The sequence below is a fragment of the Pseudomonas sp. 2FG genome, assembly GCF_005502935.1.
In the GTDB taxonomy this organism is placed as follows: domain Bacteria; phylum Pseudomonadota; class Gammaproteobacteria; order Pseudomonadales; family Pseudomonadaceae; genus Aquipseudomonas.
This window is the reverse complement of sequence record NZ_SCMP01000006.1, coordinates 184017-208842: the sequence shown is the minus strand read 5'-3', so window position 1 is coordinate 208842 and position 24826 is coordinate 184017. Positions and strand designations below refer to the sequence as shown.

20 protein-coding genes are annotated in these 24826 nt (G+C 61.6%); 11 read left to right on the top strand and 9 right to left on the bottom strand.

Annotated elements, in window-relative coordinates; all coding sequences use genetic code 11:
- Positions 1-38: 38 nt before the first annotated feature.
- The 11 genes from FFS13_RS08665 (at position 39) to hemE (ending at position 15748) form a co-directional block, all read left to right on the top strand.
- Complete coding sequence (locus FFS13_RS08665) at positions 39-1103, top strand: pilus assembly protein PilM (RefSeq protein ID WP_137818695.1); 1065 nt, start codon at positions 39-41, stop codon at positions 1101-1103.
- Positions 1103-1675, top strand: a complete 573-nt coding sequence (locus tag FFS13_RS08660) for a PilN domain-containing protein (RefSeq protein ID WP_137818694.1) — start codon at positions 1103-1105, stop codon at positions 1673-1675. The genes FFS13_RS08665 and FFS13_RS08660 overlap by 1 nt, the downstream gene beginning before the upstream one ends.
- Positions 1672-2295, top strand: a complete 624-nt coding sequence (gene pilO / locus FFS13_RS08655) for a type 4a pilus biogenesis protein PilO (protein WP_137818693.1) — start codon at positions 1672-1674, stop codon at positions 2293-2295. Before FFS13_RS08660 ends, pilO begins: the two co-directional genes overlap by 4 nt.
- A complete protein-coding gene (pilP, locus tag FFS13_RS08650) occupies positions 2292-2819 on the top strand; it encodes a type 4a pilus biogenesis lipoprotein PilP (RefSeq protein WP_137818692.1) in 528 nt (175 codons plus the stop codon). Before pilO ends, pilP begins: the two co-directional genes overlap by 4 nt.
- Positions 2820-2872: 53 nt before the next feature.
- Positions 2873-4945 carry a type IV pilus secretin PilQ gene (pilQ, locus tag FFS13_RS08645; RefSeq protein WP_137818691.1) on the top strand — a complete coding sequence of 691 codons (2073 nt, stop codon included), beginning with the start codon at positions 2873-2875 and terminating at the stop codon, positions 4943-4945.
- Between the two features lie 4 nt (positions 4946-4949).
- Entirely contained in the window at positions 4950-5468 is a 519-nt protein-coding gene (gene aroK, locus FFS13_RS08640) for a shikimate kinase AroK (RefSeq protein ID WP_137818690.1), read from the top strand.
- Positions 5469-5518: 50 nt separating this feature from the next.
- Positions 5519-6622, top strand: a complete 1104-nt coding sequence (gene aroB, locus FFS13_RS08635) for a 3-dehydroquinate synthase (protein ID WP_137818689.1) — start codon at positions 5519-5521, stop codon at positions 6620-6622.
- Positions 6623-6634: 12 nt separating this feature from the next.
- Entirely contained in the window at positions 6635-8296 is a 1662-nt protein-coding gene (locus tag FFS13_RS08630) for an SPOR domain-containing protein (protein ID WP_137818688.1), read from the top strand.
- A 226-nt stretch (positions 8297-8522) separates the two neighbouring features.
- Complete coding sequence (gene gltB / locus FFS13_RS08620) at positions 8523-12968, top strand: glutamate synthase large subunit (protein WP_137818687.1); 4446 nt, start codon at positions 8523-8525, stop codon at positions 12966-12968.
- Between the two features lie 83 nt (positions 12969-13051).
- The gene (locus tag FFS13_RS08615; RefSeq protein ID WP_137818686.1) at positions 13052-14470 is read left to right on the top strand and encodes an FAD-dependent oxidoreductase; all 1419 of its coding nucleotides are present in this window, start codon (positions 13052-13054) and stop codon (positions 14468-14470) included.
- A 210-nt stretch (positions 14471-14680) separates the two neighbouring features.
- Entirely contained in the window at positions 14681-15748 is a 1068-nt protein-coding gene (gene hemE / locus FFS13_RS08610) for a uroporphyrinogen decarboxylase (RefSeq protein WP_137818685.1), read from the top strand.
- 273 nt (positions 15749-16021) lie between these two features.
- Here hemE and FFS13_RS08605 read toward each other — a convergent pair whose 3' ends face one another.
- From FFS13_RS08605 to FFS13_RS08565, 9 genes are read right to left on the bottom strand one after another with little or no spacing between them, the layout of a single operon-like run.
- Complete coding sequence (locus FFS13_RS08605) at positions 16022-17248, bottom strand: beta-ketoacyl-ACP synthase (protein ID WP_137818684.1); 1227 nt, start codon at positions 17246-17248, stop codon at positions 16022-16024.
- Entirely contained in the window at positions 17248-17976 is a 729-nt protein-coding gene (gene fabG / locus FFS13_RS08600; protein WP_137818683.1) for a 3-oxoacyl-ACP reductase FabG, read from the bottom strand. The genes FFS13_RS08605 and fabG overlap by 1 nt, the downstream gene beginning before the upstream one ends.
- A complete protein-coding gene (locus FFS13_RS08595) occupies positions 17969-18424 on the bottom strand; it encodes a hotdog family protein (RefSeq protein WP_137818682.1) in 456 nt (151 codons plus the stop codon). The genes fabG and FFS13_RS08595 overlap by 8 nt, the downstream gene beginning before the upstream one ends.
- On the bottom strand, positions 18421-19650 hold the full coding sequence (locus FFS13_RS08590; protein ID WP_137818681.1) for a beta-ketoacyl-[acyl-carrier-protein] synthase family protein: 1230 nt from the start codon (positions 19648-19650) through the stop codon (positions 18421-18423). The genes FFS13_RS08595 and FFS13_RS08590 overlap by 4 nt, the downstream gene beginning before the upstream one ends.
- 19 nt (positions 19651-19669) lie before the next feature.
- Entirely contained in the window at positions 19670-20170 is a 501-nt protein-coding gene (locus tag FFS13_RS08585; RefSeq protein ID WP_137818680.1) for a DUF3261 domain-containing protein, read from the bottom strand.
- 18 nt (positions 20171-20188) lie between these two features.
- Positions 20189-21349 (bottom strand): cation:proton antiporter, encoded by a 1161-nt coding sequence (locus tag FFS13_RS08580; protein ID WP_137818679.1) that lies wholly within the window; start codon positions 21347-21349, stop codon positions 20189-20191.
- Positions 21346-23727 carry an MMPL family transporter gene (locus FFS13_RS08575; RefSeq protein ID WP_137818678.1) on the bottom strand — a complete coding sequence of 794 codons (2382 nt, stop codon included), beginning with the start codon at positions 23725-23727 and terminating at the stop codon, positions 21346-21348. The genes FFS13_RS08580 and FFS13_RS08575 overlap by 4 nt, the downstream gene beginning before the upstream one ends.
- Positions 23711-24316 carry an outer membrane lipoprotein carrier protein LolA gene (locus tag FFS13_RS08570; RefSeq protein ID WP_137818677.1) on the bottom strand — a complete coding sequence of 202 codons (606 nt, stop codon included), beginning with the start codon at positions 24314-24316 and terminating at the stop codon, positions 23711-23713. The genes FFS13_RS08575 and FFS13_RS08570 overlap by 17 nt, the downstream gene beginning before the upstream one ends.
- Positions 24313-24738 carry a thioesterase family protein gene (locus FFS13_RS08565; RefSeq protein ID WP_137818676.1) on the bottom strand — a complete coding sequence of 142 codons (426 nt, stop codon included), beginning with the start codon at positions 24736-24738 and terminating at the stop codon, positions 24313-24315. Before FFS13_RS08565 ends, FFS13_RS08570 begins: the two co-directional genes overlap by 4 nt.
- Between the last annotated feature and the right edge of the window lie 88 nt (positions 24739-24826).

Below are 24826 nucleotides of genomic sequence, written 5' to 3'. Positions count from 1 at the left end.
ATAGTCCGTAAGTCGCGGATGCCAATAGGAAATCGGTCGTGCTAGGGCTCTTCAATAAGAAAGCGAACACGCTTCTGGGGATCGATATCAGCTCGACCTCAGTCAAGCTCCTTGAATTGAGTCGCTCAGGAAGCCGCTACAAAGTAGAGGCCTACGCTGTCGAGCCACTCCCCCCAAATGCTGTGGTCGAGAAAAATATCGCTGAGCTGGAAGGCGTGGGGCAGGCGTTATCTCGAGTCTTGGCCAAGGCCAAGACAGGGGTGAAAACGGTAGCGGTAGCGGTCGCTGGTTCGGCCGTCATTACCAAAACCATCGAGATGGAGGCGGGCCTCTCAGACGATGATCTGGAGAGCCAGCTGAAGATCGAAGCCGACCAGTACATTCCTTATCCGCTCGAAGAGGTCGCGATCGACTTCGAGGTGCAGGGGCCTTCGGCGCGCAATTCTGAACGGGTCGATGTGCTGCTTGCAGCATGCCGTAAGGAAAACGTCGAAGTTCGTGAGGCGGCACTTGCGCTGTCCGGTATGACGGCGAAAGTCGTCGACGTCGAGGCTTATGCTCTCGAGCGGGCTTACGGCTTGCTGGCGGCTCAGTTGGGGAGCGGGCATGACGAGCTGACAGTCGCGATCGTCGATATCGGGGCGACCATGACCACGCTGAGCGTGTTGCACAATGGTCGGACGATTTATACCCGTGAGCAGCTCTTCGGCGGCAAGCAGCTAACCGAAGAGATTCAGCGTCGTTATGGGTTGTCCGTAGAGGAGGCTGGGCTTGCCAAGAAGCAGGGCGGCCTTCCAGATGACTACGACAGCGAAGTGTTGCAGCCGTTCAAAGAGGCGGTGGTGCAGCAGGTTTCCCGTTCGTTGCAGTTTTTCTTCGCGGCTGGCCAGTTTAATGATGTCGATTACATCCTGTTGGCGGGGGGTACGGCCTCGATTCCCGATCTGGACCGGCTGATCCAACAAAAAATCGGTACGCAGACCCTGGTGGCAAATCCCTTCGCTGATATGGCGCTTAGTGGCAAGGTCAATGCGGGGGCTTTGGCAAGTGATGCTCCGGCGCTGATGATTGCTTGTGGTCTGGCGATGAGGAGTTTCGACTGATGGCGCGCATCAACCTACTTCCCTGGCGGGAGCAGCTGCGCGAGGAGCGCAAGCAACGCTTTCTGGTCACATTGGCCGGCGTATTGATCGTGGCAGGCGGCACGGTTTTTCTCGGCGACCAGTATCTGAATGGCGCCATCGAACAACAAAACGCTCGCAATGACTATGTGCGTAAAGAAATCGCAGTGCTGGATGCGCGCATTAAAGAAATCAGTGAGCTTAAGACGCGCCGTCAACAGCTTCTAGAGCGGATGAAGATTATTCAGGATCTTCAAGGCAATCGTCCAATTATTGGGCGGGTATTCGACCAGCTGGCGCGCACTTTACCTGATGGTGTCTACTTCAGTGCGCTGAAAATGACAGGTAAAAACATCGCCATTGAAGGGGCGGCTGAGTCGAATAATCGGGTCTCTAATTTGATGCGTAATCTGGATGCTTCGCAGTGGCTGGATGCACCTAACCTGACCGCGGTCAAGGCTATTACCGCGGGGGCGCTAGATCAGGCCAATATCTTCCAGCTGACCGTGCAGCAAACGCAGCCGTCGATTGAAGCAGAAGGAGCCAAGAAATGAGCCTGGCTGACTCTCTCGAGAATTTGCGCAAGATTAACCTTGGGGATCTTGATGTTAATAATCTAGGTTCCTGGCCGGCTGCGGTTAAAGTTATAGCGTGCTTTTTATTGCTGGTTGCGGTATTGGCATTGGGCTACAACTTCCATCTTAAGGATCTGCAAGCGCAGTTGGAGCGGCAGCGTAGTGAGGAAGAGACCCTCAAGCAGCAGTTCTCCACGAAGGCCTTTCAAGCCGCCAATCTAGAGGCTTATAAAGAGCAAATGAAAGAGATGGAGGTCTCTTTTGGTGCTCTGTTGCGACAGTTGCCTAGTGATACCGAGGTGCCTGGATTGCTGGAGGATATAACTCGTACAGGTCTGGGTAGTGGGTTGGAGTTTGAGGAAATAAAACTGCTGCCGGAAGCCGCACAGCAGTTTTATATCGAGTTGCCAATACAGATTTCAGTTGTTGGCGCTTATCACGATCTGGCGACCTTTGTCAGTGGTGTGGCCAGTTTGCCGCGAATCGTGACTCTGCATGATTTCGAGATTAAACCACTTAGTGCGGACAGTACCCCAAAGTTGCGCATGAATATTCTCGCCAAGACTTACCGTTATAACGATAAGGGGCTGAAAAAATGAAGAGCTCCCGTCTGATGTTGTGCGGTCTGTTGCTGGTTAGTTTGGCCGGCTGTGGTTCGAGTGGCGACTTCAATGATCTTCAGGCCTACATGGATGAGGTTCGTGCTCGCCCTAAGGGTTCTATTGAACCCTCACCGAAGTTTCAGCCGTACGAGGCGTTTACTTACAGCGCAGCTGCGTTGCGGCCGCCGTTCCAGCCGCCAGTGAAAATTGATCTGGTTAGCCGGCCGAAAGGCTCTCAAGAGATCAAGCCTGATGAGACTCGGGTCAAACAGTTTCTGGAGGGCTTCAATATTGAAGTCTTTGAGATGGTAGGAACGCTCTCTAACGATAGCGGAATGTTCGCTCTGGTTAATGGTGCTGGTGGTGTGCACAGGGTGAAAGTGGGTGATTACCTGGGGCGCAACAATGGTCGCATCTTGGCAATTAATGAAGCGAAAGTCGATGTGATCGAAATTGTTCCTGATGGTGAAGGCGGCTGGCTGGAGCGGCCGCGAAGCCTCTCTCTCAAGGAGCGCTCTTAAGGGCGGGGTGAAGTATGAAAAATAATTACCGGTCGGTACAACGGAACCTGAGAATGAATAGCTCTCTTTCGCGCCTCTGCATGTCCCTGTTAGTTGCTGTGATGTCGCCGGCCCTGCTGGCGGCCAGTCTGCAAACTCTTGATGTCGCGGCGTTGCCTGGTGATCGGGTGGAGCTAAAGCTGGCGTTTGACGAACCCGTGACGGCGCCGCGTGGCTACACCATCGAACAGCCTGCACGTATTGCTCTTGATTTGCCGGGCGTAACCAGTCGACTGGGTTCGAAGAATCGTGAGTTAGGTGTCGGTAATGCTCGCAGTGTTACGGTGGTCGAGGCCAAGGACCGCACGCGACTGATTATTAATCTTTCGACCTTGGTTCCCTACAGCACTCGCGCTGAAGGCAATAATCTGTATGTCGTAGTGGGTGATAGTGCAGGCAATGTTGCAGCTGCCGCCCCCGTTGTTGCGCCTGTTAATATGCAGGCCCAAGTAACTTCGAAAAAAACCTACGCGCCCGTTGGCAAGGCGATTAGCAATATCGACTTCCAGCGCGGCGAGCAGGGTGAGGGTAATGTTGTTATCGAGCTGTCGGATCCTTCGGTAAGTCCAGATATTCAAGAGCAGGGTGGCAAAATTAGCTTGAGCTTTGCGAAGACTCAGTTGCCAGAATCTCTGCGCGTACGTTTGGATGTCAAGGATTTCGCAACTCCGGTCCAGTTTGTCAGTGCTGCTGGGGCAGGAGATAAAGCAACTATTACTATCGAGCCGACGGGGTTCTATGACTACTTGGCTTATCAGACGGATAATAAGCTGACAGTCAGTGTCAAGCCGCTAAGTCAAACAGATGTAGAGAAGCGTAAGGCAGAGCGTTTTGCCTATAGCGGCGAGAAGCTTTCCTTGAACTTTCAGGATATTGATGTTCGCTCGGTCTTGCAGTTGATTGCCGACTTCACGGATTTGAATTTGGTGGCGAGCGACACCGTGCAAGGTAATATCACCCTGCGCTTGCAAAATGTACCGTGGGATCAGGCGTTAGATTTGGTGCTGAAAACCAAAGGTCTCGATAAGCGCAAGGTGGGCAATGTCCTGCTGGTTGCGCCGGCGGATGAAATTGCGGCTCGTGAGCGCCAGGAGCTGGAGTCGCAGAAGCAAATTGCTGAGCTTGCGCCCCTGAGTCGCGAATTGATTCAGGTTAACTATGCGAAGGCTACAGATATTGCGAAGCTCTTCCAGTCGGTAACCAGCGGTAGCGATAATGCGGATGAGCGGGGCTCTATTACTGTAGATGATAGAACTAATAGCATTATTGCCTACCAGACTCAGAGCAAGCTTGATGAGTTGCGTCGCATCGTGGCACAACTGGATATTCCAGTTCGCCAGGTGATGATTGAGGCGCGGATTGTCGAGGCGAGTGTCGACTATGACAAGGCGCTGGGTGTTGAGTGGCGCGGTGTAAGTGTCGGTGATAATAATTTTGTCGTGGGCGGAAGCAATAGCTTGGTCAAGGGTTCTGATCCACTTGAAATTGACGCCGGTACATTTGTGGATATGGGCGTGACTGGTAATACTTCTGGGTTGAACCTGGGATTCATTACGGATAATACGATTCTTGATCTGGAGTTGTCGGCGATGGAGAAAACCGGAAACGGGGAAGTTGTCTCCCAGCCTAAGGTCGTGACCTCTGATAAGGAAACGGCGAAAATCCTCAAGGGTACTGAAATTCCTTACCAGGAGGCCAGCTCCAGTGGTGCCACTAGCACGTCCTTCAAAGAGGCCTCGTTGTCTCTAGAGGTGACTCCGCAAATCACTCCAGATAGTCGAATTATTATGGAGGTGAAGGTGACGAAGGATGAGCCGGACTTTTCAAATGCCTTGAATGGTGTGCCGCCGATCAAGAAAAACGAGGTCAACGCCAAGGTACTGGTGAGTGATGGGGAAACCATAGTGATCGGTGGCGTCTTCTCCAATACTCAGACCACGTCTGTAGATAAAGTGCCGTTCCTAGGGGATCTGCCCTTCTTGGGGCGTATGTTCCGGCGCGATGTGGTGCAGGATAAGAAGTCCGAGCTGCTGGTGTTCCTCACCCCGCGTATCATGAACAACCAGGCTATTGCTGTGAGCCGTTAATTCAGTGCGAAATTTGATACTCGTAGGCCCGATGGGCGCCGGTAAGAGCACCATCGGGCGGCTGCTTGCTAAAGAGCTGAGACTGCCGTTCAAAGACTCTGATAAGGAAATTGAGCAGCGTACTGGGGCCAATATTCCTTGGATTTTTGATGTCGAGGGCGAGCTTGGCTTTCGTGAGCGCGAGCAAGCGGTGATTGCCGAGCTCTGTGAGTTGGATGGGGTGGTGCTGGCTACTGGTGGTGGTGCCGTCTTGCGGCCAGAAAACCGCTCTGCGCTTCGTACTGGAGGGCGGGTTGTCTATCTGCATACCTCTGTGGAGCAGCAGTTAGATCGCACCTCGCGGGATCGGAATCGTCCCCTATTGCGCACGGCTGACCCGGGTAAGGTGCTAGGTGAGTTGATGCGTATTCGTGATCCGCTTTACCGTGAAATTGCGGATGTGGTGATTGAAACCGACGAGCGTCCGCCGCGCATGGTGGTGCAGGAAATTCTCGAACGCCTCGAGGCGCTGCCTCCACGTTAAAGCGTAAGCGGAATTGCGCTATCCTAGGGCCCTTTTAACGCGGGGGCCCCATGCAAACTCTTCAGGTCGAGCTTGGCGAACGTAGCTATCCCATCTACATAGGGGCAGATTTGCTTGCCCGGGTCGAGCTGTTCGCGCGGCATATCGCTGGGCGGCAAGTGGCTGTCGTTACCAATGAAACCGTAGCTCCCCTCTATTTGGATGCGCTGACTCGGTCGTTAGCGGGCTTCGAGGTGGCTACGGTCATCTTGCCGGATGGTGAGGTCTTCAAGGGCTGGGAGACGCTGCAGACTATTTTTGATGGCTTGCTGACGGCGCGGCATGAGCGCAGCACCACGGTGATTGCCCTGGGCGGCGGCGTGGTCGGTGATATGGCCGGTTTTGCTGCGGCCTGCTATCAGCGCGGTGTCGACTTCATTCAGGTGCCGACCACCTTGCTCTCGCAGGTCGACTCCTCGGTGGGCGGTAAGACCGGGATCAATCATCCGCTGGGCAAGAACATGGTGGGTGCTTTCTATCAGCCGAAAGCGGTGCTGATTGATACCTCGACTCTTGCGACGCTGCCGGCGCGTGAGCTGTCGGCGGGTCTGGCGGAAGTCATCAAATACGGCCTGATCTGCGATGAGCCCTTTCTGGTATGGCTTGAGGCCAATATTGAGGCTTTGCGCGGGCTCGATCAGGCGGCGTTGACCGAGGCGATTGAACGCTCCTGTGCGGCCAAGGCCCGAGTTGTCGGGGCCGACGAGCGTGAGTCAGGATTGCGCGCGACCCTTAACCTGGGCCACACCTTCGGGCATGCCATAGAAACGCAGCAAGGCTATGGTGTCTGGTTGCATGGTGAGGCGGTTGCCGCTGGTACTGTCATGGCTTTGGAGATGTCCAAGCGCCTGGGGTGGATTACGGCTGCCGAGCGCGATCGCGCGATCCGCCTATTTCAGCGGGCAGGGCTGCCGGTGATACCGCCGCAGGATATGACGGCGGATGATTTTCTCAAGCACATGGCGGTCGATAAGAAAGTCCTGGGTGGTCGCTTGCGTTTGGTGTTGTTGCGCCAGATGGGCGATGCCGTAGTGACTGGCGATTTTCCGCGCGAGATTTTGGATGCCACCTTGGCTGCGGATTACCGCGCGTTGGTGGAACAGCTTAAAGACTAAATTGAGAGTCCCATGACTAGTTTGCATGCCGATGAGGCCCTTCTCGGCCATTACCAGTTCAGTCACGATCCTTTTGCGGCGCGTGTGCCCGGCTTTAAGTTTTTCCCGGCGCAACGCAAGCCGGTGCTGGGTCAGCTTCACCATCTGGCGCGTTACAGCCAGTTATTGCTGGTTGTTAGTGGGCCGCAGGGGAGTGGTAAGACCCTGCTGCGCCAAGCGCTGGTGGCTAGCACCAATAAGCAGGCGGTGCATAGCGTGGTGGTCTCTGCCCGTGGTGCGGCTGATGCTGGCGGGCTGATGCGGCAGATTGCCCAGGGTTTGAACTCTTCGCAGTCTGAGGTTCAGGCCGTTTTAGCTCAGGTCGCGCAGCTGTCGTTGACTGGGCAAGAGGTCTATCTGCTGGTCGATGACGCTGAGGCGCTGGATGATTCCGCGCTGGATGCCTTGTTGGTGCTGGCCGCCGGGAATGCCGAGGGGCGACCGCATGTGTTCTTGTTTGGCGACTCCGCACTGCTGCCGCGTCTCGAGTTGCTAGCGGATGGCGAGGAGCGTTTCCATGCCATTGAGTTGCAGCCTTATAGCGAAGATGAAACTCGCGACTATTTGGCACAGCGTCTGGATGGCGCAGGGCAGGGGGTGGAGATTCTGTCCGATGAGCAGGTGGCTGATATCCATCGGCAGTCTGGCGGCTGGCCTGGGGCGATCAATCAGGTTGCGCGCGATACCTTGATCGAGGCGATGCTGGCGCGGCGCGGTGCCGCTCAGCGTCCGGGCTTCAGTTTCAATCTGCCCAAGAAGCATTTGTTGGCGTTGGTCGTGGTCGCTGTGGCTGTTGGCGCCGCTTGGTTAATGCAGGGGCGTACCGATAGTGAGCCGACGGCTCCGTCGGTGGCCCAATTGCCGCTTGGCTCCACGGCCACTCCGGTGGCGGAGGGCATAGCGCCAGCAGTGGAGTCGAATCAAAATGGCCCGGCTATCGAATTTGCCGGCTCGACTCAACCGTTGCCGCTGCCTTTAGTGGGTGAAGCGCAGCCAGTCATTCGCGAGCCTTTGGCTCAGGCCGCCGGCTTGGCGGATGGCGAAGAAGCGGGTGCGACTGAGCCGGCGACCAGCTTGGCGCCACCGGTTGTAACCAGCGTCGCGCCGCCGCTGGGTGTTGTGGCAGGGCCTGCTCCGACTGCTGCTGTTGCGCCGGTAGCTGCACCGGTAGCTCGCCCGGTCCCCGTGCCTGTGCCGAGTCAGCCGACAGGTGCTGCTGTTGCTGTTGTTTCGGCGCCCAAGCCGGCAGCCGCGGCTCCAGCTCCTGTTCCTGCGCCTAAACCGGTTGCAGTGCCGGTGAAGTCAGTCGCTAAGCCAGTGGAAAAGCCGGCCGTTAGTGTGCCGGCGGCAGGAGCTGGCTGGTATCGCAGTCAGGCTGGGACGAAATATGCGCTGCAGATCTTGGGGACTCGTTCGGAGAGCAGTGCTCAAGCCTTTGTGCGTCAGCAGGGCGGCGAGTACCGCTACTTCAAAAAAATGCACCAAGGGCAGCCGCTGTATGTGGTGACCTATGGCAGCTTTGCGACTCGAAATGCTGCGCAGGCGGCAGTCAAGGCCTTGCCGGCCAAGGTTCAGGCGAGCAAGCCCTGGCCGCGTAGTTTTGCCAGTATCCAGCAGGAGGCTCAGGCGCGCTGATGCGCTGAGCGCTCGATCATAATGACTGGGTGGTCGTTAGCACGACCATTCGGTCTAATTCTTCTAAAAAAGCGACATAAGGTTTCGCGGTGTCGCCGCGAGGCATTTGTGAGCCCCTGTGTGGCTGTGTACAATGACCCCCCTTTTGCCTGCGCAAAGCTGGCGCAATGACCTGCGCGCAAGGTAAGTGTTTGAAATAGATAAAGTTTGCCTGGTGAGAGTCCCTATGAAAGCAGGTCTGTACCATCCTGATGAGTTCAAGGATAACTGCGGCTTCGGCCTGATCGCCCATATGCAGGGCGAGGCGAGTCATCACTTGCTGCAGACGGCCATCGAAGCCTTGACCTGTATGACTCACCGCGGCGGGATCAACGCCGACGGTAAGACCGGGGACGGCTGTGGCCTGCTGATGCAGAAGCCGGATGCCTTCCTGCGCGCTATCGCCCAGCAGCAGTTCGGCGTTGAGCTGCCGAAGCAGTACGCCGTGGGCATGGTTTTCCTCAATCAGGACGAAGCCAAGGCCAGCGCCGCCCGTGAAAACATGAATCACGAGATTCAGGCGGCCGGTCTGCAACTGATCGGCTGGCGCAAGGTGCCAGTGGATATCAGCGTGCTGGGCCGCCTGGCCCTGGAGCGCCTGCCGCAGATCGAGCAGGTGTTCATCGGTGGCGAAGGCCTCAGCGACCAGGAGTTCGCGATCAAGTTGTTCTGCGCCCGGCGTCGCTCCTCGGTGACCAACGCGGCCGACAGCGAGCACTACATCTGCAGCCTCTCGCCCAAGACCATCATCTACAAAGGCCTGATGATGCCGGTCGACCTCGCTCAGTTCTTCCCGGACCTGGGTGACGAGCGTCTGCAGACCGCGATCTGCGTGTTCCACCAGCGCTTCTCCACCAATACCCTGCCGAAGTGGCCGCTGGCCCAACCGTTCCGTTTTCTCGCCCACAACGGCGAGATCAACACCATTACCGGCAACCGCAACTGGGCCCAGGCCCGGCGCACCAAATTCAGCAACGATCTACTGCCGGATCTGGACGAGTTGGGGCCGCTGGTCAACCGCGTCGGTTCGGACTCCTCCAGCATGGACAACATGCTGGAGTTGATGGTCACCGGCGGCATGGACCTGTTCCGCGGCATCCGTATGATCATTCCGCCGGCATGGCAGAATGTCGAAACCATGGATGCCGACCTGCGTGCCTTCTACGAATACAACTCCATGCACATGGAACCGTGGGACGGCCCTGCCGGCGTGGTGCTGACGGATGGCCGCTATGCCGTCTGCCTGCTCGATCGCAACGGCTTGCGCCCGGCGCGTTGGGTCACCACGAGCAATGGCTACATCACCATCGCCTCCGAGATCGGCGTCTGGGGTTACCAGCCGGATGAGGTGATCGCCAAAGGTCGCGTCGGCCCGGGGCAGGTGCTTGCCGTGGATACCGAGACCGGTCAGGTGCTGAGCACCGATGATATCGACAACCGCTTGAAGTCGCGCCACCCCTATAAGCAGTGGCTGCGCAAGAGCGCTGTGCGTATTCAGGCGACCATGGAAGACGACCATGGTGTGGCCAGCTATGACGCCGAGCAGCTCAAGCAATACATGAAGATGTTCCAGGTCACCTTCGAAGAGCGTGATCAGGTGCTGCGGCCGCTGGCCGAGCAGGGCCAGGAAGCCGTCGGCTCGATGGGCGACGATACGCCGATGGCGGTGTTGTCCCGGCGCGTGCGTTCCACCTACGACTACTTCCGTCAGCAGTTCGCCCAGGTCACCAACCCGCCGATCGACCCGCTGCGCGAAGCCATCGTGATGTCGCTGGAGATCTGCCTGGGCGCCGAGCGCAATATCTTCGAGGAATCGCTGGCCCATGCCAGCCGCGTCATCCTCAGCTCGCCGGTGATCTCGCCGGCCAAGTGGCGTTCGCTGATGGCCCTGGAAACGCCGGGCTTCGAGCGCCAGGTCATCGACCTCAACTACGACGAGAGCCTCGGCCTCGAGGCGGCGGTACGCAATGTCGCGGATCAGGCGGAAGAGGCCGTGCGTGGCGGCAAGACCCTGCTGGTGCTGACCGACCGGCATATCGCTCCGGGTAAATTGCCGATGCATGCCTCGCTGGCCGTGGGTGCCGCGCATCACCGTCTGGTGGAAAAAGGCCTGCGTTGCGATTGCAACATCCTGGTGGAAACCGCCACCGCCCGCGACCCTCACCACTTTGCGGTGTTGATCGGCTTCGGTGCTTCGGCGGTTTACCCGTACCTGGCCTACGAAGTGCTGGCGGATCTGATCCGTACCGGTGAAGTGCTCGGCGACCTCTATGAGGTGTTCAAGCACTACCGCAAAGGCATCTCCAAAGGCCTGCTGAAGATCCTCTCGAAGATGGGCATCTCCACCGTGGCGTCCTACCGCGGTGCGCAGCTATTCGAAGCCGTCGGCCTGTCCGAGGAAGTGGTCGAGTTGAGCTTCCGCGGCGTCGCCAGCCGGATCAAAGGTGCGCGCTTCGTCGATATCGAGGCCGAACAGAAGCTGCTGGCCAATGAGGCCTGGAACAACCGTAAAGCGATCCAGCAGGGTGGCCTGCTGAAGTTCGTCTACGGCGGCGAATACCACGCCTACAACCCGGATGTGGTTAACACCCTGCAAGCCGCAGTGCAGCAGGGCAGCTATGCGAAGTTCAAGGAGTACACGACCCTGGTGGATACTCGCCCGGTGTCGATGATCCGCGACCTGCTCAAGGTCAAAGTGCTCGATCAGCCGCTGGCACTCGACCAAATCGAGCCGCTGGACGCCATTCTCAAGCGCTTCGACTCCGCCGGCATTTCCCTCGGCGCCCTGTCGCCCGAAGCCCATGAAGCCATTGCCGAAGCCATGAACCGCATCGGTGCGCGCTCCAACTCCGGTGAGGGTGGCGAAGACCCGGCCCGTTACGGCACCGTGCGCAGCTCGAAGATCAAGCAGGTGGCGACCGGCCGTTTCGGCGTCACGCCGGAGTATCTGGTCAACGCCGAAGTGCTGCAGATCAAGGTCGCCCAGGGCGCCAAGCCCGGCGAGGGCGGTCAGCTGCCGGGTGGCAAGGTCAACGGCCTGATCGCGCGCCTGCGTTATGCCGTGCCTGGCGTGACCCTGATTTCGCCGCCGCCGCACCATGACATCTACTCCATCGAAGACCTCTCGCAGCTGATTTTCGACCTTAAACAAGTCAACCCGGCCGCCTTGGTCTCGGTGAAATTGGTGGCCGAGGCGGGCGTCGGCACTATTGCCGCCGGTGTCGCCAAGGCTTACGCCGACCTGATCACCATCTCCGGTTACGACGGTGGCACCGGTGCTTCGCCTATCACCTCGATCAAGTACGCCGGCGCGCCGTGGGAACTCGGCCTGGCCGAAACCCACCAGACCCTGCGCGGCAATGACCTGCGCGGCAAGGTCCGGGTGCAGACCGACGGTGGCCTGAAAACCGGCCTCGACGTGATCAAGGCGGCCATCCTCGGCGCCGAAAGCTTCGGCTTCGGCACCGCGCCGATGATCGCCCTGGGCTGCAAATACCTGCGGATCTGCCACCTGAACAACTGCGCCACCGGCGTAGCCACCCAGAACGACAAGCTGCGCAAGGATCACTTCATCGGCACCGTCGACATGGTGGTGAATTTCTTCACCTACGTCGCCGAGGAAACCCGTGAGTGGCTGGCCAAAGTGGGCGTGCGCAGCCTGGAAGAGCTGATCGGGCGTACCGATCTGCTGGAAATGCTGCCGGGCGAAACCGAGAAGCAGCAGCATCTGGATCTGACTCCGCTGCTCGGCAGTGACCATATCCCGGCCGACAAGCCGCAGTTCTGCCAGGTTGACCGCAACCCGCCGTTCGACCTCGGCAAACTCGCCGAGCAGATGGTCGAATTGGCCAAGCCGGCCATCGACGGCCTGACTGGCGCCGAGTTCGATCTGGGCATCTGCAACTGCGACCGTTCCATCGGCGCCCGGGTCTCGGGTGAAATCGCTCGAGTGCACGGCAACCAGGGCATGGCCAAGGCGCCGATCACCTTCCGCTTCAAGGGCACTGCCGGGCAGAGCTTCGGCGTGTGGAACGCCGGCGGTCTGAACCTCTACCTGGAGGGCGACGCCAACGACTACGTCGGCAAGGGCATGACCGGCGGCAAGCTGGTGATCACCCCGCCCAAGGGCAGCCCGTTCAAGACCCAGGACAGCGCCATCATCGGCAACACCTGCCTGTACGGTGCCACCGGCGGCAAGCTGTTTGCCGCGGGTACGGCCGGCGAGCGTTTCGCCGTGCGTAACTCCGGTGCGCACACAGTGGTCGAAGGTACCGGAGACCACTGCTGCGAGTACATGACCGGCGGTTTTGTCTGCGTACTGGGCAAGACCGGCTACAACTTCGGCTCCGGCATGACTGGCGGTTTCGCCTACGTACTGGACCAGGACAACAGCTTCGTTGACCGGGTGAACCACGAACTGGTGGAAATCCAGCGGATCAGCGGTGAGGCCATGGAGTCCTACCGTAGCCACTTGCAGCGCGTGCTTGCCGAGTATGTTCAGGAAACTTCCAGCGAGTGGGGCCGCAACCTCCTGGAAAACCTCGACGACTACCTGCGCAAGTTCTGGCTGGTCAAGCCGAAGGCCGCCAGCTTGGGGTCGCTGCTCTCCAGCACCCGTGCCAACCCACAATAATTTGCGCCTAGGGGGCGTGGTCGCAGAGCTAACGCGACTCGTGATTAGCGTGACCACGCCCTACAGCTTGATGAGGTTTTAAAATGACTGAACGTCTGAATAACGACTTCCAGTTCATCGAGGTCGGGCGCAAGGATCCGAAGAAGAAGCTCTTGCGCCAGCGCAAGAAGGAATTCGTCGAGATCTACGAGCCCTTCAAGCCAGCGCAAGCCGCAGACCAGGCGCATCGCTGCCTGGGGTGCGGCAACCCGTATTGCGAATGGAAGTGCCCGGTGCACAACTACATTCCGAACTGGCTCAAGCTGGTTTCGGAAGGCAACATCCTGGCCGCCGCCGAACTGGCGCACCAGACCAATACCCTGCCGGAAGTCTGCGGCCGCGTATGCCCGCAGGATCGTCTGTGCGAGGGTGCCTGCACCCTCAATGACGGCTTCGGCGCGGTCACCATCGGTTCGGTGGAGAAGTACATCGCCGATACCGCGTTCGCCATGGGCTGGCGTCCGGACATGTCCAAGGTCAAACCGACCGGCAAGAAGGTCGCGATCATCGGTGCCGGTCCGGCGGGTCTCGGCTGTGCCGACGTGCTGGTGCGTAACGGCGTGAGTCCGGTGGTGTTCGACAAGCACCCGGAAATCGGCGGTCTGCTGACCTTCGGCATTCCCGAATTCAAGCTGGAAAAAACCGTACTCAGCCGTCGCCGGGAAATCTTCACCGGCATGGGCATCGAGTTCCGCCTGAACACCGAAGTCGGCACCGACGTAACTGTCGAGCAGTTGCTGGCCGACTACGATGCGGTGTTCATGGGCATGGGCACCTACACCTACATGAAGGGCGGCTTCCCCGGCGAGGATCTGCCGGGGGTGTATGACGCCCTGGACTTCCTCATCGCCAACGTCAATCGCAACCTCGGTTTCGAGAAGGCGGCGGAAGACTTCATCGACATGAAGGGCAAGAAGATCGTGGTGCTGGGCGGTGGCGACACCGCGATGGACTGCAACCGCACCTCGATTCGCCAGGGCGCCAAGGCCGTGACCTGCGCCTATCGTCGCGACGAAGAGAACATGCCGGGCTCGCGTAAAGAGGTGAAGAACGCCAAGGAAGAAGGGGTGAAATTCCTCTACAACCGTCAGCCCATCGCCATCGTCGGCGAGGACAAGGTCGAAGGCGTGAAGGTGGTCGAGACCCGTCTCGGCGAGCCGGATGCCCGTGGCCGTCGCAGCCCTGAGCCGATTCCGGGTTCGGAAGAGATCATCCCGGCCGACGCCGTGATCATCGCCTTCGGCTTCCGTCCAAGCCCGGCGGACTGGTTCGAGCAGCACGAGATCAGCATCGACAACCAGGGTCGGGTGGTGGCGCCGGAACAGTCGCAGTTCAAGCACCAGACCAGCAACCCGAAGATCTTCGCCGGTGGCGACATGGTGCGTGGTTCCGATCTGGTGGTGACCGCGATCTTCGAGGGTCGCCAAGCTGCGGAAGGGATCTTGGATTACCTCGGAGTCTGAGGTTGGTGTAGGGCGGATGTCGCTTTTCACATCCGCCAGCCCGGCGCGCAAAAGGTGGATGTTGAAAAGCGACATCCACCCTACCGCTCGCATGGCCAGACAGCGTTGCGAGCGAGTCAAATCGTCGCGCTAGATAAAAGGCACGGCCCTCGCCGTGCCTTTTGCTGTGCGCTCTGCGAAAATGCCCACACTTTTTTGCTGGACGCTGCCATGACTGCCTTGAAGAACGACCGCTTCCTTCGTGCCCTGCTCAAGCAACCCGTCGACGTCACCCCGGTGTGGATGATGCGTCAGGCCGGTCGCTACCTGCCGGAGTACCGCGCCAGCCGCGCCAAAGCCGGTGACTTTATGAGCCTGATGCAGAACCCCGAGTTCGCCTGCGAAGTCACCCTGCAGCCGCTGGATCGCTACCCGCAACTGGATGCGGCGATCCTCTTCTCCGACATCCTGACCATTCCGGATGCCATGGGGCAGGGGCTGTATTTCGAGACCGGTGAAGGCCCGCGCTTCAAGAAGGTCATCGGCACGCTGGCCGATGTCGAGGCGCTGCCGATTCCCGATCCGGAACAAGACCTCGGCTATGTGATGAACGCCGTGCGCACCATCCGTAGCGCGTTGAATGGCCGCGTACCGCTGATTGGCTTCTCCGGCAGCCCCTGGACCTTGGCCACCTATATGGTCGAAGGCGGTTCATCGAAGGACTTCCGCAAGTCCAAGGCCATGCTCTACGACAACCCGCAAGCCATGCACCTGTTGCTCGACAAGCTGGCGCAGGCGGTGACCGCTTATCTGAACGGGCAGATCCTCGCCGGTGCCCAGGCCGTGCAGATCTTCGACACCTGGGGCGGCAACCTGTCCGCTGCGGCGTACCAGGAGTTCTCCCTGGCCTATATGCAGAAGATAGTCACGGGCCTGATCCGCGAACACGACGGCCGCAAGGTGCCGGTGATCCTCTTCACCAAGAACGGCGGTCTGTGGCTGGAGGACATGGCGGCCACCGGCGCCGATGCCCTGGGCCTGGACTGGAGCTGCGACATCGGCGACGCCCGCCGTCGCGTCGGCGACCAGGTGGCCCTGCAAGGCAACATGGACCCGACCGTGCTGTACGCCCAGCCTGCCGCGATCCGTGCCGAAGTGGAGCGGATTCTCGCCAGCTACGGCAAGGGCAGCGGCCATGTCTTCAACCTCGGTCATGGCATCACCCCGGAAGTCGACCCCGCTCACGCGGGCGCCTTTCTCGAGGCGGTGCACGAGCTCTCGGCGCAATATCATCTTTGAGTGATCCCAATAAAAAAGGGCCGCTGATGCGGCCCTTTTTCATTGTCCTTCACCCAATACCGGCGAGTGGATAGTTCGGGTGTTGTCCCCGTCGCTCCAACCGTTGCGTAGGGGTGGAAATCCGTAAAGCGGTTTTCCACCGGGGGACCCGGTTGCTTCGTTGGTGGATAAAAGAGCGTTATCCACCCTACGTTGCCAAGGAGTTTGCCCAGCGAATGCTGGAGGGCCACACAGGGAAACCTGGCACCGATGACGGGCTCGATAACGCAGGCTTCAGCGCCAGCGCCGGAAGATCAACGAGGTGTTGACCCCGCCAAAGGCGAAGTTGTTGTTCATCACGTACTCGTTGCTCATCTGCCGCGCCTCGCCGCGCAGGTAGTCCAGCTCGCCGCAGGCCGGGTCGATGTGCTCGAGGTTGAGGGTGTGGATGTAGCTGTCGCGGTTGAGCATCTCGATGCTGAACCAGGACTCCAGCGCGCCGCAGGCTCCAAGGGTGTGGCCGAGAAAACTCTTCTGCGAGCTGATCGGCATGCGTGCGCCGAACAGGCTGCTGGTGGCCAGGCTCTCGGCGATGTCGCCTTGTTCGGTGGCGGTGCCGTGGCCGTTGACGTAGCCGATGGCGGCAGGCGGCAGGTGGGCATCTTCCAGCGCCAGCTGCATCGCCCGGCGCATGGTCAGCTGTTCCGGTTTGGTGGCGTGCTGGCCGTCGGCATTGCTGCCAAAACCGACGATCTCGGCATGGATCCGCGCGCCACGGGCGAGGGCGTGCTCCAGCTCTTCGAGCACCAGGATGCCGGCGCCCTCACCGATCACCAGGCCATCGCGGCCGCTGTCATAGGGGCGTGGCGAGGTGTGCGGGGCATCGTTTTTCAGGCTGGTGGCATAGAGCGCGTCGAAGACCATGGCCTCGGTCGGGCAGAGTTCTTCGGCACCGCCGGCGAGCATCAGCGGCAGGCGGCCGAACTTGATCGCCTCATAGGCATAGCCGATACCCTGGCTACCGCTGGTGCAGGCGCTGGAGGTCGGAATCAGCCGGCCCTTGAGGCCGAAGAAGATGCTGATATTGGCCGCCGTGGTGTGCGGCATCATGCGGATATAGGAGTTGGCATTGAGGCCATCGGCGACCGAGTTGATAAGCATATTGCCGAAGGTTTTCATCTCGTCGGTGCTGCCGGTGGACGAGCCGCAAGCCACCCCCATCCGCCCATCCTGAATGCTCGGGTCATCCAGCAGTCCGGCATCCGCCAGCGCTTGCTCGGCGGCCAGCACCACCAGCCGCGAGACCCGGCCCATGCTGCGCAGTTGCTTGCGGGTCCAGGTCTTGGGCACGGCGAAATCGTCGATCGGCCCGGCCAGGCGGGTGTTCAACTCGGTGAAGCGATCCCATTCGTGCATCCGCCGAATGCCGCTGCGGTTGGCGCGGAAATTCGCCTCGATGCTGGCCCAGTCGCTGCCGAGCGAGGTGATGCCGGCCATGCCGGTGACGACCACGCGCTTCATCAGCAGAGCCCTCCGTTGACCGCGAGGACTTGGCGGGTGATATAGGCCGCCTCATCCGACATCAGAAAATTCACCGCGCCGGCGACTTCCTCCGGCGTGCCCAGGCGTTGGGCCGGGATCAGCTTGAGGATCTCCTCGACCGGCACCTGCTCGTCCAGCAGGGCGGTGTCGATCAGCCCGGGGGCGACGCAGTTGACCGTGATCTTGCGCTTGCCCAGTTCGATCGCCAGGGCCTTGGCCGCGCCTATCACGCCGGCCTTGGAGGCGCTGTAGTTGACCTGGCCGCGGTTGCCGATCAGCCCGGACACCGAGGTGATGCAGACGATCCGCCCCGGTTTGCGGCGGCGGATCATCGGCATGATCAGCGGCTGCAGGATGTTGTAGAAACCGTCCAGGTTGGTGCGCATGACCAAGTCCCAGTCCTCTTCACTCAGCGCCGGGAAGGCGCCGTCGCGGGTCAGGCCGGCGTTGCAGACCACCCCGTAGTAGGCGCCATGGGCTTCGACATCGGCTTCCAGCTGTTCGCGGCAGGCGGCGCGCTCGGCCACATCGAATTGCAGGATGCGCGCCTGGCGACCGAGGGCCTGGATCTGCGCCTGCACGGCGGCGGCCTCGGCCCGGCCACTGCGGCAGTGCAGCACCAGGTCATAGCCGGCGTGGGCCAGGCGCAGGGCGATGGCACGGCCGATGCCGCGGCTGGAGCCGGTTACCAGAATCGATTCAGTCATGTGCGGGCTCTTCAAGGTAGCTGGCCACTTGGGGTGGACGAAACACGTTGAGGCGGGCCTCGGCATGAATACCGGGACCGCTCAGCTGGCATTCGAAAACGCCCATGCCGTTGTCGTCCTGTAGCGAGCGGCTGGCGTGGATCTGCAACTCGGCCCCGGCCGGGAAGGCCTCGACGTTGCACTGAAAACTGCGGGTGCCGAGGAGAAAACCCAGCTCCACCGGCGCCCCGGCCTGCCGGGCCTGGCAACCGGCATAGGCGGCGATGCTCTGCGCCATCAGCTCGACGCCGACCCAGGCCGGCAGGCTGCCGTCGGCCTGGTTGAACAGGCCGCCGGGGCGCACGCGCAGGCGGGTGGTGACCTCTTCGGCGGCGAAGCTGAGTACTTCGTCCAGCAGGATCATGTCGCCGGCATGGGGGATGAGTTCGGCGATGGGCCAGAGGCTCATGGCGTGTTCTCCGCCAGAGTACCGAGCACCAGGCTGATATTGCTGCCGCCGAAGGCGAAGGAGTTGCTCATCATCCGCCGTGGCGTGGCGCCAGCCAGGCGGCTCTGCGCCGTCGTCAGCTTGAGGGTGGGCAGTTGCGGGTCGGCCTCGGCGTCCCACAGGTGCGGCGGCAAGCGCTGCTCGTGGTTCTCGGTGGCCAGGCTCAGCCAGCAGAACGCGGCCTCCAATGCACCTGCCGCCCCCAGCGTGTGGCCGGTCAGCGGCTTGGTCGAAGAGCAGGGCACGCCCGCAGGGAACACCGCGTCGACCGCCAGGCTTTCCATGGCGTCGTTATGGCCGGTGGCGGTGCCGTGCAGGTTCAGATAATCGATCTGCTCGGCCGCCAGGCCGGCGTCGGCCAGGGCCGCGCGCATCACCTGCTGGGCGCCCCGGCCCTGGGGGTCCGGCGCGGAGATATGGTGCGCGTCGGAGTTGGCCGCGGCGCCGAGCAGGGCTATCGGTGCGGCCGTTTGGCTTAGTCGCTCTTTCGTCATCGGCTCTCTAGTCATAAGAAACAGCACAGCCGCTTCGCCGATATTGATACCGGCGCGGTTGCGCGAGAACGGATTGCAGCGTTCGCTTGCCAGCGCCTCCAGCGAGCCGAAGCCATTCAGCGTCAGCTGGCAGAGCGAGTCGACGCCGCCGCAGAGCACCGCATCGCAGAGGCCCGAGTCGAGCAGGCGGCGGGCGCTGAGCAGGGCGCGGGCGCTGGAGGTGCAGGCGGTGGAAATCACATAGGCCGGGCCGCTCAGCTGCAGCCAGTCGGCGAGAAAGGCGGCCGGGGCGGCCAGTTCCTGTTGCCCATAGTGATAGCTGGCGGGGAACTCGCCGTCCTGCAGGTAGCGGGCAATCCCTTGGGTGGCCTCATGGATGCCGCTGGTGCTGGTGCCGAGGATCACCCCGATCCGCCCACGGCCATAGCGGGCGATGGCCAGCTGGATGTCCGTGTCGATCTCCAGGGCGGCTGCCAGTAGCAGCCGATTGTTGCGAGTCGCCTGCGCCGCGCCGACACCGGGCAACTCGGGCAAGGCGCCGGTGATTGCGCCGACCGGCAGGCTGCGCTCCGGCACCCAGCCGTCTTGGTGACGCAGGCCTGAGGCGTCGCCGGCGAACAGCCGCTCGGCCACGGCCTGCTTGCCACTGCCGAGCGCGCAGAGCAGCCCGAGGGCATTCAGGTACGCGGTCATCGGGATGGGCCTTGCTCGATCATTGCAGCGTCTCGACGCGATAGCTCAGACCCTTGGCGGTCTTGAGCCGAAAATTCTGGGGTTGCTGGTAACTGACCTGCCAGCGTGGGTTGCCGGCCTCGCGCAGCCTGCGTTGCTGGCCCTGTACCTGCCAGTCGGCGGCATAGCGCTGCGCCAGTTCTACTTCCGGGGTCAGGGCAAACAGCAGGGCGGCGAACAGCTCACGGGCTTCTTGGTTGGGTGGCAGCAGGCCGTCATTTTGCCACTGACTGCCGCTCAATAGCTGACGGGCCAGCGGAATTCCCAGCGGGTCGAGCAGCGACCAGCGCAGTGCCGGGCCTTCTTTCTGCACCACCAATAGCCAGTCCTGGGTCTGCCCGGCCTGCTCGCGCTGCACATGCAGTTGCAGCGGCCACGCCAGTGCCGGCGCGGCGCTGGGCAACGGCGCTGGCTGGGCGCAGGCCGTCAGCAACAGCAGCAGAGGCAGCCAATGAAGACGCAGCCAGAGCAGGCGGCTCATCGCGGCTTCGGCCCCCGGTTAAACGGCACCATAGGAGCTCCTTGCCGCGGGTTGTTCGGCGCGGGCTTTGCGGATGCCGAGCAGGGCCGGCAGCAGTGTGGAAAACAGGCTCATCAGCAGCAGGCTGAAATACACCTGGGCGTCGATCAGCTGTTGTTGCAAGAGCAGGTTGAGGAAGACGATCTCGGTCAGCCCGCGGATATTCAGCAGCAGGCTTTCCCGCCACTTCACCCGCAGGGAGGCCGTCGGATCGGCCCAGCTCAGGCCCAGCCAGTTGCCGGCCAACTTGCTCAGTACCGGCAGCACCAGCAGGGCGCCGAGATAGAGCCAGGAATAGTCTTGCCAGGCATTGTCGAAGTCCACCTGCAACACGCCGCAGGCCAGAATCAGCGGGATCGCCAAGCCGTTCTGCAGCCACTGCCACAGGGGTTTCGGCAACGGCAGCTGGAAGGGTTGCTTGAGCCCGGCGAGGCAGAGCATGTAGCCGATGCCGAAGACCAGGGCGTTGAGCTTGAGTTGCTGCAATAGGAGCATCAGCGCGAAGAACGGCAGGCTGTAAAACAGCCCGTGGCGCAGCCGTAGCAGCTTGTGCAGCAACAGCGGCAACAGCGCTCCGAGCAGGGGCCAGAGCAACTGCTCGGGCTGGCTGCTGCCCTGGGCCAGGGCGAACAGGCTCCAGCACAGCACGTCCATCAGGATCGCCGCATGCAGCAGACGCTTGGTTGCGGCCGGCGGGTAGCCGATGTTCTGTAGATAGAGGTAGAGCACCGGGATCGCGGTGATCGAAAACAGCAGGCCGATCGCCACGCTGTTCAACCAGGACTGCGCCGGTAACAGCCAGAGCGCGCAGCCCAGGCCGCAGCAGAACGGCAGGGCGAAACTCGGCAGGGCGATCTTCAGGCTTTGCGGGCTCGGCTCCAGGTCGATCACATCGCTGAGGATGTGGCCGAGCAGCAGGGCGAAGCTCAGTCCGTAGAGTGCTTGCAGCCAGGCCGGTGCGAGCAGTTGCGCGGCGCTCAGCTGCCAGTGCGGCTCGACCCAGAACAACAGCAAAGCCGGGATGCCCAGACTGGCCAGCAGCAGTTGGCTGACGATCGGGATCAGCTTGACCCGTGCGCCGAGCCAGGTGGCGACGGCGAATAGCGCCAGTAGCGCGAGCCAGAACAGCCCGATGCTCATAGTGCCGGCTCCGGCTGCAACTGTTCTTGCGCTTGTTCTTCACTGGCCGCCCAGGGCGCCAGCAGGAAGCTGAACACCAGACCGAGGCCGACGGCCAGGCCAAAATTGCTCACCGCGGGGGTACTCGACAGCGCCAGCAGGCCGAAGGATAGCCAGGTGGTCAGCGCCGCGAGCAGGGTGCCGAGCAGGCTGGTGGCCGCGCCGCCGACCCGTTCGCGCATGATGATCGCGTAATCCACGCCAATGGCGGTGACCAGCAGCAGGCCGAACAGGCTGAACAAGGTCAGTGGCTGACCGAGCCAGCCGAGGCTGGCCAGGCTGGCCAAGGCGGCGAGCAGCGACACGGCCAAGGTGCGCAACGCGCCGTGCAGGCCGAACGGCAGGCACAGCAAAGCGAGGATCAACAGACAGGACAGCAGCTTGAGTTGCGCCGCACTGATCTGCGTGCCGGCGAACAGGCGATTCAGCTCACCCAGCCGATCCACCAGCTGCACGCCCGGCAACCCCTGCGCCTGGGCGGCGAGCAAACTGGTGTCGCTCAAGCCCTGCAGGCTGACCAAGCCGGCAACGCCTGCCTGGCTGCTGTCTTCGCCCAGCCATAGCGGCCGCCAGATTTCGCCCAGCGGCCCGGCCAAGGCTTGCTCGAGGTCCTGCTCGGGCAATGCCTGCAGCTGCTGTATTTCTGCCGCCAACGCCTGTGCCGAGACGCCCAGTGCCTGCAGCGCCTGGGCATGGGCCGGCAACTGCGCGAGCGCCTGGCGCAGCCGTTGTTGCTCCGCGGCCGGGGCCAGCAGCTGGCTCAACGCCAGGTAGCTGCCGAGCTTGCCCTGGGCCACCAGTCGATCGAGGCGCTGGCCGAGCTGCGCCTGGCGTTGCAGCAGTTGTTGCTGATCGGCGGCGCGGACCAGGAAAAACTGGCTGGTCGGCTGGAAGTCGATGATGCGGCCGATGGCCTGGGCTTCGCTGAGCAGCTGCGGCGGGTTGCTGATCCATTGGCGCAGGTCGTTCTTGGTCGTCAGTTGTGCCACGCCAGCGGCGCAAAACAGCAGGAAGGCGCCGAGTAGCCAAGGCGTGCCGATGCGCTCTAGCAAGCTCGCCCGCAAATCCAGCAGGCGTTGTGCCCAGCGCAGCGGCGCCGGCCAGGGGCGCAGCGGTGCAGTGCCGAGCAGTGCCGGCAGCCAGCACACCGAGCAGAGGTAGGAGCCGAGCAAGCCCGCAGCCGAGAACACCGCCACCTGTTGCAGCGCCGGGAATGGGGTGAAGGCAAGGGCCAGATAGCCGATGGCATTGGTTGCCAAACCCAGGCTCAGCCCGGGCAGGGTCGCTTTCAATGCGGTCAAGCTATTCCAGGGCTGCAAGGTCCAGCTTTTCGACAGGTAATGCAGCGGGTAGTCGATGGCCACGCCGATCAAGCTGGCGCCCAGCACCAGCGTCAGCACATGGATGTGCCCGAACAACGCCACGCAGGCGACCAGCCCCGCGAGCACGCCGACCAGGGCCGGAATAAAGGCCAGCACTATGCGTACCCGGCGAAACACCACCAGCATCAGCAACAGGGCGGCGGCGCTGGCGATTCCGCCGATCAGGCTCATCTCATGGCTGGCCTGCTGTTGGCCATGGGCCCCGTAGAGCAGGCCGCTGGTGGCGAGTAATTCACCCCCTTGCGCCTGCACCAATTGCCGGGCGCTGGCCACCTGCTCTGCGACTTGCTGGGGCAGGTTGCCGTCGAAGGCGTTGCCCAGGGTGCGCGCCCGCAGAAAGGCCCAGGTTTGCGGCTGATTCTGCTCTTGGTTTTCCGCCAGCAAGGCGCCGTTCAGGTCGATCGTTACGTTGCCGTTGCGCGGCAGATTGCGCTGGATCAGTTGCGTCAGGCCGAGCCAGTCCTGGTCCGCGCCGACCAGGCTGAAACCAGCGAAGGGGTCGTACAGCGCCTGCACACGCTGCTCGATAAAGGCCTGCGGGGCGTCGATCAGCAATTGCCGGTCGGCGGCGCCGAGCAGCGCCAGTCGGCTTTGCAGCAGTTGTTGGCGCAGGGCGGGAAAGTCGGCTTGCAGGTTCCACTGGACCTTTTCGAACAGCCCGCTGGCTTGCCAGGTTTCGCCCAGCTCGGCGGCCATGGCGATGGCACGTTGGCTATCGGCATGGCGGATGAGTACCACCAGCTCACGGTTGAGCGGCTCCTGCATGCGCTGTTCGGCGAGTTGCTCCAGGGCGTCGGGCGCGTCTGTGGGCACTAGCTCCAGCAGATTGGCCGAGACCGGTGGGCCATCGCGCCACTGCCAACCGGCCAGCGCCAGCAGTGCCAGCAACAGCAGGGCGAAGAGGCGCGGCAGCCGGCGCTCGAGGGCGCTCCAGCGGCGCTTATTCAGCGAAGTCATGCTGCTCCACTGCGCTCAGCTCGGTGTCGGCAACGCTGCCCGGCATGCGCATGACGGTGCTGTCGCCCTGGGTTTCCAGCAGCTCGATACGCTGTACCAGGGCGCCGCCTTCGATATGGATCGTGGTGAATATCTGTTTGAGCAGTGCGGCCCGCGGCGTCAATTTCAGCTGCCAGGCGCCGGTGTCGCCACTCAGGGCCAGGTCGAAATCATCTTGCAGGCCGCTGCTGTCGCCTTGCAGTACGGCGAGGAACAGGCGGTTCTGCTGCGCGCTGGCGCCTTGTTGCGGCAGGGCTTGCCAGCCATTGGCCGCGCGCCGGGAAATGCCCGCGGCATTGATGCGGTAGTCCTGTTGCAGCGGGCTTTGCAGCAGCCAGAGCAGGCCGTGCTGTTTGGCCAGCACGAAGTGGCCGCTGCTGGTCAGTGGTTGCGGCAACGCGCGCAGGTGCTTCTCCTGAATGAACTCGCCGCGCACCACCGCCGGTTTCGCCAGCTGGGCGGCGAGCTGCTGAAGGTCGAAGGCGTGGGCGAGGGGCGCGCAGAATAGCGCCAGCAGCAGGAACGCGAATGGAGTTGCTCGAATGCTCACCGCAACACCCGCTCAACCGCCTCGACCAATACCTTGGGCGAGGCCAGCAGCATTTCCCGCGTGGCGATTTCCACCGCTACCTGCACTGTGCTGCCGCGGGTCATGCGCTCACCGGTTTGCGCGTCGCTGATCAGGTAGTTGATCTTCAGGCGGCTCTCCCACTCGACCAGCTCGGCGCGCACCCTGAGCCGCTGGCCGAAGCGCGCGCCGCGCATGTAGCGCAGCTGCATATCGATGATCGGCCAGCCGTAACCAGCCTCGCGCATCTGCGTGTAGTTGTGTTCGAGCTTGTCCAGCAGGGCGCAGCGGGCGACCTCCAGGTATTTGACGTAATGGCCGTGCCAGACCACTTCCATCGAGTCGATGTCGAAGAACGGTACGAGGATTTCGACCTCGGCCTGCACCGCGCCGCGGCTACGCATAAACACAACCTGCACACGGCGTAGGGTGCGCTGTGCGCACCGCGAGGACATGCGTAATTGCGGTGCGCATGGCGCACCCTACAAAAGC